Source organism: Halobacillus amylolyticus, assembly GCF_022921115.1.
Lineage (GTDB): Bacteria > Bacillota > Bacilli > Bacillales > Halobacillaceae > Halobacillus_A > Halobacillus_A amylolyticus.
Window position 1 is genome coordinate 454,371 of the sequence record NZ_CP095075.1, and the last position, 15,473, is coordinate 469,843.

Below are 15,473 nucleotides of genomic sequence, written 5' to 3' on the forward strand. Positions count from 1 at the left end.
TATGAAAATGAAATCATTTAAAAGGGTATTTTTAATTGTTATGGATTCAGTGGGAATTGGGGAAGCACCAGATTCTGAAAAGTTTAATGATAAAGGAGCCCATACACTTGGGCATATTGCTGAGCATATGAATGGGCTTTCTATGCCGAATATGGAGAAGCTCGGCTTAGGAAACATTCGTCCAGTCCAGGGGATTGAGAAAGTTGCTCATCCTAAAGCTCACTATACAACGATGGCTGAAGCATCCAATGGGAAGGATACAATGACTGGGCACTGGGAGATTATGGGTTTGTACATTGACAAGCCGTTTCGAACTTTTCCAGACGGATTTCCTGATGAACTGTTAAATAAAATTAAAGAAAAAACAGGTCGTGGGGTTGTAGGGAATGAACCAGCTTCTGGAACAGAAATCATTAAAGATTTAGGGCAACATCACGTAGAGACGGGTGACCTTATTGTTTACACATCAGCAGACTCTGTACTGCAAATTGCTGCGCATGAGGAAGTCGTCCCACCAGAAGAACTTTATGAGATCTGTGAATATGCTCGTGAGTTAACTCGGGATGAAAAGTATATGGTTGGTCGGGTCATTGCCCGTCCATTCATTGGAAAATCAGGCGAGTTTGAAAGAACGTCCAATCGTCATGACTATGCATTGAAGCCATTTGGAAGAACTGTTATGAATCATATGGCGGACGCTGATTTAGATGTGATTGCGTTAGGGAAAATCTCGGATATTTACGATGGTGAAGGTGTGACAGAAGCAATTCGTACGAAGCACAATATGGATGGAATGGATCAATTGGTAACCTCAATGGATACAGACTTTGAAGGGTTAAACTTTTTGAACCTTGTAGATTTTGATGCTAAGTTCGGGCATCGCCGTGACCCGCAAGGATACGGAGAGGCGTTAGAAGCTTATGACGAACGATTGCCGGAAGTGTTAAACAAACTTAATGATGATGACTTGTTGATTATTACTGCTGACCATGGCAACGACCCGATACATCATGGTACAGACCACACGAGAGAACTTGTACCACTTATCGTTTTTCATAATGGAATAAAAGAAGGAAAAGAACTCGACCAACGGCAAACTTTTGCTGATATTGGTGCAACAATCGCAGAGAACTTTTCTGTCGAAATGCCAGCGTACGGTAAAAGTTTCTTAAATAAAATTCAATAGAGGGGGAAACACTCATGAACAATCATAATCAAGAAGCAGCAGCGTTTATTCAAGAAAAATTATCTGTCCAGCCCACTGTAGGATTAATCCTTGGATCAGGTTTAGGCGTGCTCGCCGATGAAATAGAAAACCCTGTGATGATCAGCTATAAAGATATCCCGCACTTCCCTGAGTCGACCGTATCAGGGCACAAGGGTCAGCTAGTAATAGGTCAGCTTGAAGGCCGTCAAGTGATCGCTATGCAAGGGCGTTTTCACTACTATGAAGGATATGACATGAAGCAGGTGACATTCCCGGTTCGCGTTATGAAAGAAATGGGTGTCGAAACCTTATTTGTGACCAATGCAGCTGGGGGTGTCAATGAATCCTTTGAGGCGGGGAACTTAATGGTGATTACAGATCATATTAATAACATGGGAGATAGTCCTTTGCTGGGACCTAATGACGAAGAACTTGGACCACGTTTCCCCGATATGTCTGAAGCATACGATCGTGCTCTAATTCATCATGCAGAACAGAGTGCTGAACGGTTAGGCTTGAAGATTCAAAAAGGTGTCTACGTCGGGAATACAGGTCCTGCGTATGAAACAGGAGCGGAAGTTCGAATGATCCGTACGCTCGGAGGCGATGCAGTCGGGATGTCGACGGTGCCTGAAGTTATTGTAGCGAACCATATGGGAATTCGCGTTTTAGGCATTTCCTGTATTTCGAATATGGCTGCCGGTATTCTGGATCAGCCTCTAACTCATGATGAAGTAATTGAAACTACTGCCCAAGTGAGGGAAGATTTTCTAGGGTTTGTCAAAGACTTATTAAAAACATTACCAGCATAGTAGGGGTGGACATTATGAGAATGTACGACATAATCGTAAAAAAAAGAGATGGCGGCGAATTAACGAAACAGGAAATTGAATTTTTTATTGAAGGGTACACAAACGGCGATATCCCTGATTACCAGGCTGCTGCGTTAACGATGGCTATTTACTTTCAGGGTATGACACAGGAAGAGACGGCGATTTTAACACAAGCTATGGTGGATTCAGGGGAAACCATTGATCTTTCTGCGATTAAAGGTCACAAAGTCGATAAGCACTCTACTGGTGGCGTAGGAGATAAAATCACCTTTATCGTTGGGCCACTCGTTGCATCAGTGGGTGTTCCTGTAGCTAAAATGTCAGGCCGGGGGCTAGGTCACACAGGGGGGACACTCGATAAACTAGAATCCATCAGAGGCCTTGAGATTGAGATGGAAAAGGATCAGTTCATCAAAAATGTCAATGAACATAAATTGGCCGTAGCTGGACAAACAGGGAACCTGGCTCCTGCAGATAAGAAATTGTATGCACTAAGGGACGTCATAGGGACCGTCGATTCACTCCCGCTCATCGCCGGATCAATCATGAGTAAAAAACTGGCTTCGGGTGCTGACAGCATTGTTCTTGATGTGAAAACAGGCAGTGGTGCCTTCATGAAAACACTAGAGGATTCGGAGGCACTGGCCCGCGAAATGGTGAATATTGGGAATAACCTCGGTCGAAACACAGTGGCAGTTATTAGTGATATGAACCAACCATTAGGATTTGAAGTTGGAAATGCTAACGAAATCAAAGAGGCAGCTGAAATTCTGCAAGGGAAAAAGGTAGAGGATCTTAGAAAGCTATCGCTAGAAATTGCTTCACATATGACCGTGTTAGCTGAAGTGTTTTCAAACTACGAAGAAGCCTACCAAACACTTGAACAAAACCTTGAAAATGGCAAGGCCTTTGCTGCTTTCCGCAAGTTTGTTCAAGCGCAACATGGAGATGTCTCAATGATCGATGATTTAAGTCAATTGCCATCTGCGGCACATGATATAGAAGTGAAAACTGAGCAAGGTGGTTTCGTATCTGAAATTGATGCAGAATCGATTGGTGTTGCTGCGATGTATCTTGGCGCAGGTCGTGCCACGAAAGATGATCAGATCAATCACGGTGTCGGGATTACATTGAAAAAGAAAATCGGTGACGAAGTAAAAGCAGGAGAGGCATTAGTCGTTCTTCATAGTGATGAAGAGCACCCTGACACATCCATTGAAAAGGTCAAGCAGGCTTATACGATATCGAGTAATAAAGTTGATGCCCCAACGTTAATTCATAAAGTGATTAAATAATGTACAGGAAGTTTCAGATCTGCTTATCGAAATTAGTAATTAAAAAGGTATAAACTATATTTGCATTACTCTCTTAAGAGCTCTACAACTGTGTAGGGTTCTTTTTTTAGGCTTTTTATCTTGAATAGAAGTGTCTGAACAGGGAAATATAGGAACACTTACAGAAGAAGGTGGGAAACAAATGAAACGATTACTCAGCTTACTAGTAGCAATCACTGTTTTGGGAACGCTCTATACGCCCACATCCATACATGCAGAGGAAACAGCTGAAGAGCTAGTGAAATCGGCACCGTCAGCCATTCTAATGGAGAAAAATAGTGGCATGACGTTATACGATAAACAAGCAGATAAAAAGCTTCCACCAGCAAGTATGACGAAAATTATGACTCTCTTACTTATTATGGAGGAGCTGGAAAAGGGGAATATTTCGTTAGATGAAAAAGTCCGAGTCAGTGAACATGCAGCCTCTATGGGAGGATCACAAATTTTCCTAGAAGAAGGTGAGGAAATGACAGTCAAGGACCTTCTCAAAGGGATTGCTATTGCGTCAGGAAATGATGCGAGTGTAGCGATGGCTGAAAGAATTGCCGGAAGCGAAGGGGCTTTTGTCAAAATGATGAATGAAAAAGCGAAAAGCTTAGGTTTAAAAAATACTCATTTTGAAAATCCTACAGGTCTTCCAGCAGAGGGACATTATAGTACTGCCAGAGATATGGCGGTAATGGCACGAGAACTACTGCTTCATGAAGATATTACGAACTATACGGGCATCTATGAGGATTATTTAAGAAAAGGACAGGATAATGAGTTTTGGCTTGTCAATACAAATAAGCTTATTAAAACATATCCTGGGGTGGATGGGTTAAAAACAGGTTACACCGACAAAGCAAAGTATTGCTTAACGGCTTCTGCTAAAAAAGGTGATCTTCATATGATTGCTGTTGTTATGGGAGCCGAAAGTCCAAAGAAAAGAAATGCTGACATAACAAGTATGCTTGATTATGGATTTAGTCAATATGAAGGCGTACAGCTCTATTCTAAAAATGATGTGCTTCATTCGGTAAAAACAACGAGAGGGACGCCTAAAGCATTACCATTAGCACCAGAAAAAGATGTTATCGTATTAAAGAAAAAGAATCAACCAAAAGGCCAGTACAAGGCAACACTTAAAGTTCGCAAGTCATTGGATTTACCAGTGAAAAAAGGTGATCACTTTGGCTGGGTTATCATTACAAATAATGGACAGGAAGTAACGAAGGTTAGGCTTGAGGCAACGAAGCCGATTGAACGGGCGAACCTAATCGAGTTGTTCGAGCGCTCATTTAGAAATTTGACGAGTTTTGAGAAGTTTTAGCGACATTACACTAGTATTGTTTTTAAGAAGGAAAAAGGAGAACAGTCAACGAAAGACTTAAGTGACTCTAAATGATAGAGGAGGAACAGAACTTGAGTCTTCATGTAGATTTTATTGTAAAAGAAAACGTACTGCTCGTCCGTTTAGCTGGAGAATTGGATCATCACGAGGCGATTGGGCTTCGCGAAGAATGGCAGGCACAGCTTGCACAGAATAATGTGGGTAATGTCATCGTAAACTTAGAGAAATTATCTTTCATGGACAGTTCAGGTCTGGGTGTGATGCTTGGACGTTATAAAGAGATTCAAGCATCAGGAAGTGAAATGGTTATTTGCTCCATCTCACCAGAAGTACGCAGATTATTTGACCTTTCAGGGATGTTTAAAATTGTCAAGTTGGTCGACAATGAAGATTTCGCTCTGCAAATGTTGGGGGTGGCTTCATGAGAAACCATATGAAAATTGAATTCTTAAGTGTCAGCCAAAATGAATCGTTAGCTCGCATTTCCGTCGCTGCGTTTATTAGTCAGATGAATCCAACGATGGATGAACTGACAGACATTAAGACTGTTGTTTCAGAGGCAGTGACCAATGCGATTATTCATGGTTATGAAGACAAGCCGGATCAAAAAGTTACCCTTGAGTGTTCGATGGAAAATGAACAAATTGAAATCATCATTAAAGACAACGGTATTGGGATGATGGATATCGAACAAGCAAGGGAACCACTATTTACATCCAAACCTGAGTGGGAACGATCAGGTATGGGATTTACCATTATGGAGAATTTCATGGATAAAGTGGAGATTACCTCAGATGAAGGGACAGGCACGACAATTCGTTTGGTAAAGCAACTCACGTCAACACGAGCTCTGGCTAATTAGGGCGATGAGTATGAAAACAGATATTACAAAAGAGCGTTTATCCGACAAAGAAGTAAGAGAATTAATAGAGAAGAGCCAGGCAGGGGATCAGGATGCGAGACATTATTTAGTTGAGCGAAACACAAGATTAGTGTGGTCTGTCGTTCAGCGTTATTTAAGACGAGGGTATGATCCTGATGATTTGTACCAAATTGGCTGTATCGGCTTACTGAAGTCAGTGGATAAATTTGACTTAAGTTATGACGTTAAATTTTCAACTTATGCTGTCCCGATGATCATTGGTGAAATTCAACGATTTATTAGAGATGACGGCAGTGTAAAAGTAAGCCGAAGCTTAAAAGAAACGTATCATAAAGTTCGTGGCAAAAAAGAGGAGATGCTGAAGCAGTTAGGAAGGTCTCCTACCATTAACGAAATTGCCGAGGCTCTCGATCTAACTAGTGAGGACGTAGTCCAGGCCGAAGAAGCCGGCCGCTCTCCTCAATCGATTTATGAAACAGTGTATGAAAGTGAAGGGGACCCGATTACACTCGTTGACCAAATCGCTGAAGAAGATACGCACTGGTTTGAACATTTAACGCTACACGATATGATGAATAAACTTGAGAAAAGAGAACGCTTAATTATTTATTTGCGCTACTTTAAAGACCAAACACAAAGTGAAGTCGCCGAAAGATTAGGCATCTCCCAAGTCCAAGTCTCAAGACTCGAAAAGAAAATACTTGAGTATATGAAGGAAACAATGAATGAATAAGGATAGGGAGAGAGTGTGTTTTTCCTCTTTAGATGGTAAAAAAGAAAGTCGCTGATGTTGTTTCATCACTAACTCAGAGCCCTTAAAAGTTACGCTTCTAGCGTAGCTTTTTTTGTATGTTTTTTTCCATCCCACACATACTAACAAAGAAATCTTTCAGGGGAGGCGTTACGTGTATGGCAACTCCTGTATATATTCGTTTGAGACAATCTATTCGTGTTTCTTCTGGTCATGTAATTCGTGTAAGAGATGTTGCAAAAGTAGCTGGCCCAAGCAGTTATAAACAAATCATTGAAAGTATGGCTATTCATAACATAGAGGAAAAGGACAAGAATATTGTTGTTATCGATATTCATCCTTTAATCGAACTGATTTTAAAACGATTTCCACACCTTGAACTCGAAATAATAGGGCCCAATCAATGTGTTGTTCATGTAGACAAAAAGTTAGCGAAGAAGCCCTCTCTTATTATTGTTTCAGTAATTTGGGTGCTTTTATTTATAGGAGCCGCAATGGCAATTATGAATTTTCACTATGATGTCAGTATGGAAATGGTTCAACAGAAGCTGCATTTCATGTTAACTGGTGAAAAAGAAGAACACCCCTTATGGATCCAAGTACCTTATTCCATCGGGTTAGGTTTAGGAATGATTTTATTCTTTAATCATTGGTTCCGAAAGAAATTCAACGAGGAACCAAACCCCATGGAAGTAGAAGTATTTAAGTATCAGGAGGATTTGGATCATTACGTAGCCATTAATGAAAACAAGGTCGAGCAAGATGAGGATCGTTGAAGCTATTATTGGGCTTGCATCAGGATTTGCTGTTGGTACAGGTTTCGTGGCCTTTTTGACCGTTTTAGGTGTAGTGCCGCGTTTAATGCAGCTTAGCCATTCAAAATCGAAAATCAGATGGTATGAAGGTGCCATTTTTACAGGGGTCTTGTTTGGGATTTACTTATCGTTTGGAGATGTTCCTATCAGCCTCCCTGTTATCGGTTTAATCATCTGGGGACTATTTCACGGGATATTCATTGGGTTGCTTGCAGCAGCATTGACTGAAGTCTTGAATGTCTTCCCTTTATTGTTTAAACGGGTTGGAATTGAAAGTTACTTATTTCCATTACTTATGGCGCTCGCCATAGGAAAAGTTGCAGGTTCACTATTTCAATGGGTGTTGTTCGTACGTTAGAGGAGGATCAATTATGGAATCGTTTGATGCAAAAAATTATAAACAAAAAAGTAAGGATTACCAGCCGAAACCACCTTACTTTATCAATTGCTTAAAAGCTTTCATTGTAGGTGGGTTAATTTGTACATTTGGACAGCTTTTATCGGAAATGTATATATCATGGTTCGGTTTTAGTGAAAAAGATGCCAGCAACCCGACAGTAGCTACTTTAATACTGCTAGCAGCACTTGCAACAGGATTTGGGGTTTACGACCGTTTAGGTCAATTTGCCGGAGCTGGTTCGGCTGTACCTATTACAGGGTTCGCTAATTCAATCACATCTGCAGCTTTAGAACACAAAAGTGAAGGTATTGTTCTTGGGATAGCAACCAACCTATTTAAGCTGGCAGGATCTGTGATTGTGTTCGGAGTAGTCGCAGCCTACGTATTAGGGATTATACGCTATCTGTGGCATTGGTTATTTTAGGAGGAATGAGTTGTGGGACAAACAGGAAAACAAACATGGACATTCACAAAGCCCGTTTATATACAATCAACAGGAACAGTGGTCGGACCACTAGAAGGAGCGGGTCCACTTCACAACCTGTTCGATTATAGTTACGATGACTTGCATTGTGGTGAAGCAAACTGGGAACTCGCTGAACGAAGATTAATGTCTGATGCTGTTCATTATTGTTTGCAAAAAGCTGGTGTTGACCAAACAAGTATTGATCTATTGTTAACAGGAGATTTACTGAACCAAAATGTAACAGGGAATTACGTGGCAAGACAGCTCGGGATTCCGTTACTTGGCATGTTTGGAGCATGCTCTACATCAATGGAAACTCTCGCTACGGGAGCAGCGCTTATCGAAGCGGGTTACGCAAAACAGGCAATTGCAGCTGTCAGTTCACATAATGCCACAGCAGAGAGACAGTATAGATATCCAACCGAATACGGAGGACAAAAGCCGAAAACCGCTACTTTTACTGTAACTGGTAGTGGTGCAGCCTTATTATCCACACAGCCTTCAGCGATACGTATAGAGGCAGCAACAATTGGACGTGTTATGGATTATGGAACGAACGATCCATTTGATTTAGGATCGGCTATGGTACCTGCTGCTTGGAGCACCATTAAAGCCCACTTCGAAGATATGGGTAGAATGCCGTCTGATTATGATGTGATTGCAACGGGGGATTTATCAAGTGTTGGAACACCGATCCTGCGCGATATGCTAAAAAATGATGGGTACGATGTAAGTGAAGTCCACGATGATTGCGGTCTCATGGTCTTCCATAGTGATCAACCAGTATTCAGTGGAGGCAGCGGCTGTGCTTGTTCCGCAGTTGTTACCTATGGAAAATTAATCGATGATCTAAAACAAGGAAAATATAAACGTATCTTAGTCGTAGCAACGGGAGCGCTAATGAATCCTATGATGATACAACAAAAAGAAACGATTCCATGCATTGCCCACGGCGTTGTACTTACGAAGGAGGATAACTAATGGAATTTCTCTGGGCGTTTGTTGTAGGTGGTGGGATTTGTGTGATAGGGCAATTGTTACTTGATGTTGCCAAATTGACTCCTGCCCACGTTATGTCTACTTTTGTGGTAGCAGGGGCCGTGCTTGATGCCTTTGATTTATATGACAATTTAATTAGATTTGCAGGAGCAGGGGCGACCGTACCAATTACAAGCTTTGGACACTCGCTTTTGCATGGAGCAATGGATCAAGCAGAGGAGCACGGCTTTATCGGGGTTGCTATTGGTATTTTTGAGCTAACCTCAACGGGAATTGCTACAGCGATTTTATTTGGATTTATAGTTGCACTGATTTTCAAACCTAAGGGATAGAATCCAGGAAGGAGGTGGGACCGTGTCAACACAGAATGAAACACCAATTGTAATGAAACTTGAACAAAACAGGAAGCTGATGAATGAACGGATGGGAGTAAACACTTCTTTTGATGTGGGATTTCGAAGTGTAACGATTCTCGAGCATGAAATCAATCTGTACTATGTAACTGGGTTATGTGATTCGGCACTAATCGCTCAGCTGCTACGTCAGCTAAATGAACTAGATGATCAAAAAGAAGGAAAAGATGAAGCATCTAAATATATCCATGATGAGTTAGTACATCAACAAGTTGATGTTGTAGAATCGATAGATAAGTGTATCACCCAGGTTCTCTCAGGACTTATCGTTATTTTTGTAGAAGGGGATGCGAAAGCCTACGTTGTCGATGTACGGTCTTATCCAGGGCGTACGCCTAAGGAACCGGATACAGAAAAGGTCATTCGTGGGGCAAGAGATGGATACACAGAAAACATTGTCGAAAACACAGCTCTCACAAGAAGAAGAATTCGTGATGAACGTCTTCGTCTTGAAATTATGCAAATTGGAGAACGTTCAAAAACAGATATCTGTATATCCTATATCCAAGATATTGCCGATCCAGGGCTGATTGAATTGTTAAAAGAAGAAATAAAAAATATAAGTACGGATGGATTATCAATGGCTGATAAATCAGTGGAAGAATTTTTAGTTAAACAAGGCTATAATCCCTTTCCACTTGTACGCTATACCGAGAGGCCTGACGTGGCAGCAGCCCATTTATTTGAAGGACACGTACTTGTTATGGTGGACACCTCGCCAAGTATGATTATTACACCTACAACCTACTTCCACCACCTTCAACATGCAGAGGAATATCGGGAATCCCCAATGGTAGGTTCGTTTGTAAGGTGGGTCCGTTTTTTTGGGGTATTCGCATCGCTATTTTTACTTCCATTATGGATGTTATTTGTGCTCCAACCTGAGCTGTTGCCGGAAGGTTTAGCTTTTATAGGCCCAACGGAAGAATCAACTATCCCCATTGTTATTCAATTGTTACTTGCAGACCTAGGTTTGGAATTGTTAAGGATAGCAGCGATTCATACCCCTACTCCTTTAGCAACAGCCATGGGCTTAATAGCAGCGGTATTAATTGGACAGATAGCTATTGATGTCGGGATGTTTGTTCCTGAGGTCATTCTGTATATTGCTGTAAGTGCGATTGGATCGTACTCAACACCAAGTTATGAGCTTTCAGTAGCTAATAAACTCGTTCGAGTGTTTTTGGTCATTATTACAGCTATATTCGGATTGCCAGGTTTTGTAGTTGGTGTAACAGCCTATATCCTGCTTTTAGCAAGAACAAGGTCGTTAAATACACCTTACTTGTGGCCATTTCTTCCATTTAACGCGAAGGCATTGATGGCAATCCTTGTTCGCTTGTCTGTTCCGCTAGCGAAAATACGCCCAAGTATTGTGCATCCGCAAAATAACAGACGTAAGGGCGGGTAATATAAGAGGTCGTTCAAAAAGTCACCAAATGATAAACGGCGAATTTCTTCGTTGCTCAGCTTTTCCGGTCCTCACGTATTAAAAGCATACGCTGGGGGCCTCAAAACTTTCGCGCCTCGAACTTCTTGTTTCTAATTTGGCAACTTTTTGAACATGCACTATAATTGCCACTGCTCTAAAGTTATGATAAATTAAAAATAATTTGAAATGTTCCTTTTCCTCAAAAAAGGAACATTTTCTTTTTATTAAGGGAGGAAAGGCGGAGCGTAATGAATCGCACGATCAATGATAATGGACAACTATTAATCGGAGGTATCCCGGCTCAAGATATAGCGGAAGCCTATGGAACTCCTTTATACGTATATGATGTAGATCGGATTCGTACAAATGCAAGGGCATTTGTACAGACGTTCAAGCAGCATGAAATCCCCGCACAGGTTGCCTATGCGAGTAAAGCATTTTCTTCCATAGCTATGCTGCAAGTAGCTAAAGAAGAAGGCCTGAGTTTGGACGTTGTTTCGGAGGGCGAGTTGCATACAGCCCTTGAAGCTGAGTTTCCTGTTGAGAAGATTCACATGCACGGGAATAACAAAAGCTTGGATGAGCTCGACATGGCAGTGGATGCTGGAATTGGCTGTATCGTTGTTGATAATTTTTATGAAATCGCCTTGCTGTCTGATCTTGTAGAGAAGAAAAATACAAAAATGGACGTGTTGCTCCGTGTCACACCAGGGATTGAAGCACATACCCATGATTATATTTTAACTGGACAGGAGGATTCGAAATTTGGATTTGACCTTTCCAGTGGACAGGCAGAGCAAGCTTACAAGCTTCTTCATGACAGCGAGCGTATTCATGTAAAAGGGCTGCACTGCCACATTGGCTCACAAATCTTCGAAACAAGCGGCTTCACATTAGCAACACAAAAATTATTTGCAACGATGAATGATTGGCGTGAAAAGTTTCAGTTTACTGCTGAAGTTCTTAATCTTGGTGGAGGTTTTGGGATTCAATATACGGAAGAGGATGATCCTCTAGCACTTGACCAATATGCTTTCGCGTTGATTGAAGAAGTTAAGCGTCAGTCAACGAACATGGGTTATCCTATGCCTGAAATATGGATTGAACCCGGACGAGCGATTGTAGGTGATGCGGGTGTCACTCTATATACATTAGGTGCGATCAAAGACATTCCGGGTATTCGCACATACGTATCTGTTGATGGTGGTATGACTGATAATATTAGACCAGCTCTTTATCAAGCTAAATATGATGCTGTTCTGGCCAACCGCATGAATGAAAGCAGATCAAGGGAGTATGCTATTGCAGGCAAGTGCTGTGAATCTGGAGATATGCTATTATGGGATGTAGAGCTTCCAGAAGTAGAACACAATGATTTACTAGCCGTATTTAGCACAGGGGCATATGGTTACTCCATGGCTAATAATTACAACCGTTTCGGAAAGGCGGCAGTTGTATTCATTGAAAATGGAATGCATCAACTAGTCGTACGACGTGAGAATTTCCAAGAGGTCACGAGACTCGACTTAACTTATAACAAACAGGAGAATTGAAATGAAACAAGCAACAATCAACTTGAAAAACTCGCAGATGGACTAGAATAGCTAACCAACTCTTGGTAAACCTATAGAATCAATTTCATAATTTAGGTCCCATGTGCCCCAGGGGATTCAAAACGTAAAAAGAAAGCACCCCAAGTTTAGTCAAGTTTTTGAAATCATTTATATATAGTAGTATTTTAATTGTGAAATAGTATTAGTAAGGAAATTAGTAAGCTAGAAAAGCAGTTTTAATAAGTATGAAAAGTAGGGGAGGCATGTAGAGCCTTCCTTATTTTTTGTCTAAAAGGCCTGTAAGTGATATTATAAAAATTGAATGGCTGATAATTTTTTTACATATCAATTAAAGGAGATGTAGTTAATGAGTAAAAAAGGATATATTGTAATGGAAAATGGAGAAAAAATTGAGATGGATTTTTTCCCTAATGAAGCTCCTAATACAGTAGCTAATTTTGAAAAATTAGCAAACGAGGGTTTTTATGATGGAGTAATATTCCATAGGGTAATCCCAGGATTTGTAAGCCAGGGCGGTGATCCTACAGGTACTGGTACAGGTGGAAGTGGTACTACAATTAAATGTGAGACAGAGGGCAACCCTCACAAACATGAGGCAGGGAGCTTATCAATGGCACATGCAGGTAAAGACACAGGCTCTAGTCAATTCTTTTTAGTACATGAGCCGCAGCCTCACCTTAATGGGGTACACACAGTTTTTGGGAAAATCACGGAAGGTTTAGAAACTGCTAGAGCTATGGAGAATGGGGATACAATGAAAGAAGTAAGAGTATTTGATGCAGAATAATTAAACAGTAAGTAATGAGGGTAGGTGCTAAAGGCTTTAAAAGTCTAAGGCATCTGCTCTTTTTTCTGACTGTATCATGGATGCCCTATACCTAAAAGCGTCACAGATCATTCCATTGCTCTAACTATAGTCCTGACAGAGCTCAGCAGGTTGTATCATAAAAATTATGTATAGAGGCTGACTTTCATTTAGAGGATGCGAGGGGTAAATATTCGCTTATCTGTAAATAAAAAGAATTGCAAACATAAGAGACTAGAGTTTATTAAAGATCCTGGGGTAGTCTGAAGGCTATAGATGCTTTTGCTAAAACACATTAAGAGGTAGCTGAGGCTATCTCTTTTTATTGTTTATTGTATAATAGGGCTAGATCATAACATAGGAACAGAGTAAAAAACCCACCAAGGGAGAGCAGTAAATGACAGTAAGAGCATGGAATCTATACAGGGTATCAACGGACTGGCAAGGGGGAGAAGGTGCTAGGAATGGTACAGTTAGTCATTCACAACAACAACAATATGGGCCAGTAGGGATTGATAAAGCTGTAGAGGAGGAAGTAATAGAGGCTGTAAAGTCGATAAAATTAGACGCATTTAATCTGGAAAAAGGTGCTTTTGATTTTGATGAGTTGGACAGCAGAAAGGTACAGCTTACTGAATATGAAAAGCAGTATAATGAGGCTAGTATTAAAGCTCTAAGTAATACTAAGAAACTATTTGATGATATAATGTCAGGTAAGTCAGACATGTCTATGGAATTTGTTTCTAAAAAGCTAGAGGAGTATGGAAAAAGAAAACGTGACTTACTTACTAAAATTGAAAACTTGAAAAAAGAAATTGAGGAGGCTGAGGTCACAAGTAAAGATTTAGACAAGCTAAAGTATCAACTTGAAAACTGGGTGGAAACTTACAGCAACTCTACTGACATTGATGAGAAAAGAATGATGTTGTCTAAGGTGCTGAACGAGGTAGTTGTAGTCATAAATAAAGAAGCTAACAGGATCAGGTCTAATGTCACTGTTGAAAAGGCTTTGGATGGTCGTCACACTGTTTTTGGTAAAGTGATTGATGCCGTTGAAATCATTGACCGTGTACGTCCTGGGGATGTTATGCATAGTGTAAGAGTGAAGATGAGTAAACTCCATGTCTATGAAAGGCAGCGCACATGCTTGAACTTTTAAGTTGTTTACTCTTTGTCGTAGCCCCTTTAGGACTTTTCATTCACGAATTAGGCCATGCAGCTGTTGGCTTGTGGAATGGGGCAGAGCGTTCGCATCTGTCACTAGGTGTGGGGCCGCTCCTGTGTAAGTGCAAAATCAAAAGGCTGACGGTTCACCTCCATTATATCTTTATTATAGGCGGGCATTCTTTAAACGAGAAAGAAGCAGACTTTACCTCAAAGCAGCAAGCGATGATAAGTTTAGGAGGACCTCTTAGCAACGCAGTTTGTGCAGCAGTCTTATATATGAGTGATTTGCCACAGCAAAGTCATGTGTTGCAGCTGCTATATTTCTTTAACCTTTATTTGGCACTTGTAAATATGATCCCTTTTCGTTTAAAAGGCCGTGAATCCGATGGCTGTCGTTTCCTGAAAGGGTTGACGAAAACAATGGGTTGAATCTTGCGCTAAATTTATGTATGCTAGGTCCTAGGTCTTAACACAAGTGGTGGAGGAAACCTCATGAGAAAGAAAAACTGGATTCTATTTTCGATATTACTCACCTTCAGCCTGTTATGGGGATTCTATTATTGGTTTGTTATTGTTATGTAATTACAAAGAATCATAAGGCTTTATATTAAAAAAACGTTTTATTTACAATTTGGAAAAATGTGAAACGTTATTTTTATAATCGAGGGGTTATTATGTTCATTCGATATAAAAAATCATTTGAAAAGATTGCTATGGGTCTTCTTTCTTTTATGCCTGAATGCAAAGATGTGAAAAAGCTTCAGGAGATTATTAGTGAATATGAGACCAATTCAAGTTGGTATCTATTCTTGTGGAAGGAAGAAGATATTCTTGGCACCATTGGAGTGCGAATAGAGGAGGGGGAAGCAGTGATCCAGCACGTCTCTGTTAGTCCTTCTCATCGTAATCTTGGCATAGGTAAGAAGATGTACCATCACGTATGTAAACACTTTGAGAAGGAGTACCTAGTATGCTCAGATGAATATACGGAATCATTCCTTGAGAAGTGTGATACGGAAAGCTCATCATCAAGTGTATAAAAAGGGGGTGTCTGTTGA

General features: G+C 40.7%; 18 protein-coding genes. All 18 read left to right on the top strand.

The genetic code is table 11. From position 1 onward, the window contains the following. Window positions 1-7 precede the first annotated feature (7 nt). The 18 genes from deoB (at window position 8) to MUO15_RS02505 (ending at window position 15,455) form a co-directional block, all read left to right on the top strand. Entirely contained in the window at window positions 8-1,186 is a 1,179-nt protein-coding gene (gene deoB / locus MUO15_RS02420; protein ID WP_245033192.1) for a phosphopentomutase, read from the top strand. Window positions 1,187-1,200: 14 nt separating this feature from the next. After that, window positions 1,201-2,019, top strand: coding sequence for a purine-nucleoside phosphorylase (locus tag MUO15_RS02425; RefSeq protein ID WP_245033194.1), 819 nt, complete (start codon window positions 1,201-1,203; stop codon window positions 2,017-2,019). 14 nt (window positions 2,020-2,033) lie between these two features. After that, window positions 2,034-3,335 (top strand): pyrimidine-nucleoside phosphorylase, encoded by a 1,302-nt coding sequence (locus MUO15_RS02430; RefSeq protein ID WP_245033196.1) that lies wholly within the window; start codon window positions 2,034-2,036, stop codon window positions 3,333-3,335. A 181-nt stretch (window positions 3,336-3,516) separates the two neighbouring features. Then, window positions 3,517-4,689 carry a D-alanyl-D-alanine carboxypeptidase family protein gene (locus MUO15_RS02435; protein ID WP_245033198.1) on the top strand — a complete coding sequence of 391 codons (1,173 nt, stop codon included), beginning with the start codon at window positions 3,517-3,519 and terminating at the stop codon, window positions 4,687-4,689. Window positions 4,690-4,781: 92 nt separating this feature from the next. Next, complete coding sequence (spoIIAA, locus tag MUO15_RS02440; protein WP_245033200.1) at window positions 4,782-5,135, top strand: anti-sigma F factor antagonist; 354 nt, start codon at window positions 4,782-4,784, stop codon at window positions 5,133-5,135. Beyond that, the gene (gene spoIIAB, locus MUO15_RS02445; RefSeq protein ID WP_245033202.1) at window positions 5,132-5,572 is read left to right on the top strand and encodes an anti-sigma F factor; all 441 of its coding nucleotides are present in this window, start codon (window positions 5,132-5,134) and stop codon (window positions 5,570-5,572) included. The genes spoIIAA and spoIIAB overlap by 4 nt, the downstream gene beginning before the upstream one ends. 4 nt (window positions 5,573-5,576) lie before the next feature. Next, window positions 5,577-6,326, top strand: a complete 750-nt coding sequence (gene sigF, locus MUO15_RS02450) for an RNA polymerase sporulation sigma factor SigF (RefSeq protein WP_245033203.1) — start codon at window positions 5,577-5,579, stop codon at window positions 6,324-6,326. Window positions 6,327-6,502: 176 nt separating this feature from the next. Continuing rightward, on the top strand, window positions 6,503-7,120 hold the full coding sequence (locus tag MUO15_RS02455) for a stage V sporulation protein AA (RefSeq protein WP_245033204.1): 618 nt from the start codon (window positions 6,503-6,505) through the stop codon (window positions 7,118-7,120). Then, window positions 7,107-7,517, top strand: coding sequence for a stage V sporulation protein AB (locus tag MUO15_RS02460; protein ID WP_245033205.1), 411 nt, complete (start codon window positions 7,107-7,109; stop codon window positions 7,515-7,517). The genes MUO15_RS02455 and MUO15_RS02460 overlap by 14 nt, the downstream gene beginning before the upstream one ends. Before the next feature lie 13 nt (window positions 7,518-7,530). Further along, window positions 7,531-7,983 (top strand): stage V sporulation protein AC, encoded by a 453-nt coding sequence (spoVAC, locus tag MUO15_RS02465; protein WP_245033206.1) that lies wholly within the window; start codon window positions 7,531-7,533, stop codon window positions 7,981-7,983. A 12-nt stretch (window positions 7,984-7,995) separates the two neighbouring features. After that, complete coding sequence (gene spoVAD / locus MUO15_RS02470) at window positions 7,996-9,006, top strand: stage V sporulation protein AD (protein WP_245033207.1); 1,011 nt, start codon at window positions 7,996-7,998, stop codon at window positions 9,004-9,006. Beyond that, window positions 9,006-9,356 (top strand): stage V sporulation protein AE, encoded by a 351-nt coding sequence (spoVAE, locus tag MUO15_RS02475; RefSeq protein ID WP_245033208.1) that lies wholly within the window; start codon window positions 9,006-9,008, stop codon window positions 9,354-9,356. Before spoVAD ends, spoVAE begins: the two co-directional genes overlap by 1 nt. Window positions 9,357-9,378: 22 nt before the next feature. After that, window positions 9,379-10,848 carry a spore germination protein gene (locus MUO15_RS02480; protein ID WP_305853264.1) on the top strand — a complete coding sequence of 490 codons (1,470 nt, stop codon included), beginning with the start codon at window positions 9,379-9,381 and terminating at the stop codon, window positions 10,846-10,848. A 269-nt stretch (window positions 10,849-11,117) separates the two neighbouring features. Then, window positions 11,118-12,422 carry a diaminopimelate decarboxylase gene (gene lysA, locus MUO15_RS02485; RefSeq protein ID WP_245033209.1) on the top strand — a complete coding sequence of 435 codons (1,305 nt, stop codon included), beginning with the start codon at window positions 11,118-11,120 and terminating at the stop codon, window positions 12,420-12,422. A 367-nt stretch (window positions 12,423-12,789) separates the two neighbouring features. Next, window positions 12,790-13,230: a peptidylprolyl isomerase gene (locus MUO15_RS02490; protein ID WP_245033210.1), complete on the top strand. Its 441-nt coding sequence runs from the start codon at window positions 12,790-12,792 to the stop codon at window positions 13,228-13,230. 415 nt (window positions 13,231-13,645) lie between these two features. Beyond that, window positions 13,646-14,407 carry a hypothetical protein gene (locus tag MUO15_RS02495; RefSeq protein WP_245033211.1) on the top strand — a complete coding sequence of 254 codons (762 nt, stop codon included), beginning with the start codon at window positions 13,646-13,648 and terminating at the stop codon, window positions 14,405-14,407. Beyond that, window positions 14,392-14,844, top strand: coding sequence for a site-2 protease family protein (locus MUO15_RS02500; RefSeq protein WP_245033212.1), 453 nt, complete (start codon window positions 14,392-14,394; stop codon window positions 14,842-14,844). Before MUO15_RS02495 ends, MUO15_RS02500 begins: the two co-directional genes overlap by 16 nt. A 245-nt stretch (window positions 14,845-15,089) precedes the next feature. Continuing rightward, complete coding sequence (locus MUO15_RS02505) at window positions 15,090-15,455, top strand: GNAT family N-acetyltransferase (RefSeq protein WP_245033213.1); 366 nt, start codon at window positions 15,090-15,092, stop codon at window positions 15,453-15,455. Window positions 15,456-15,473 lie beyond the last annotated feature (18 nt).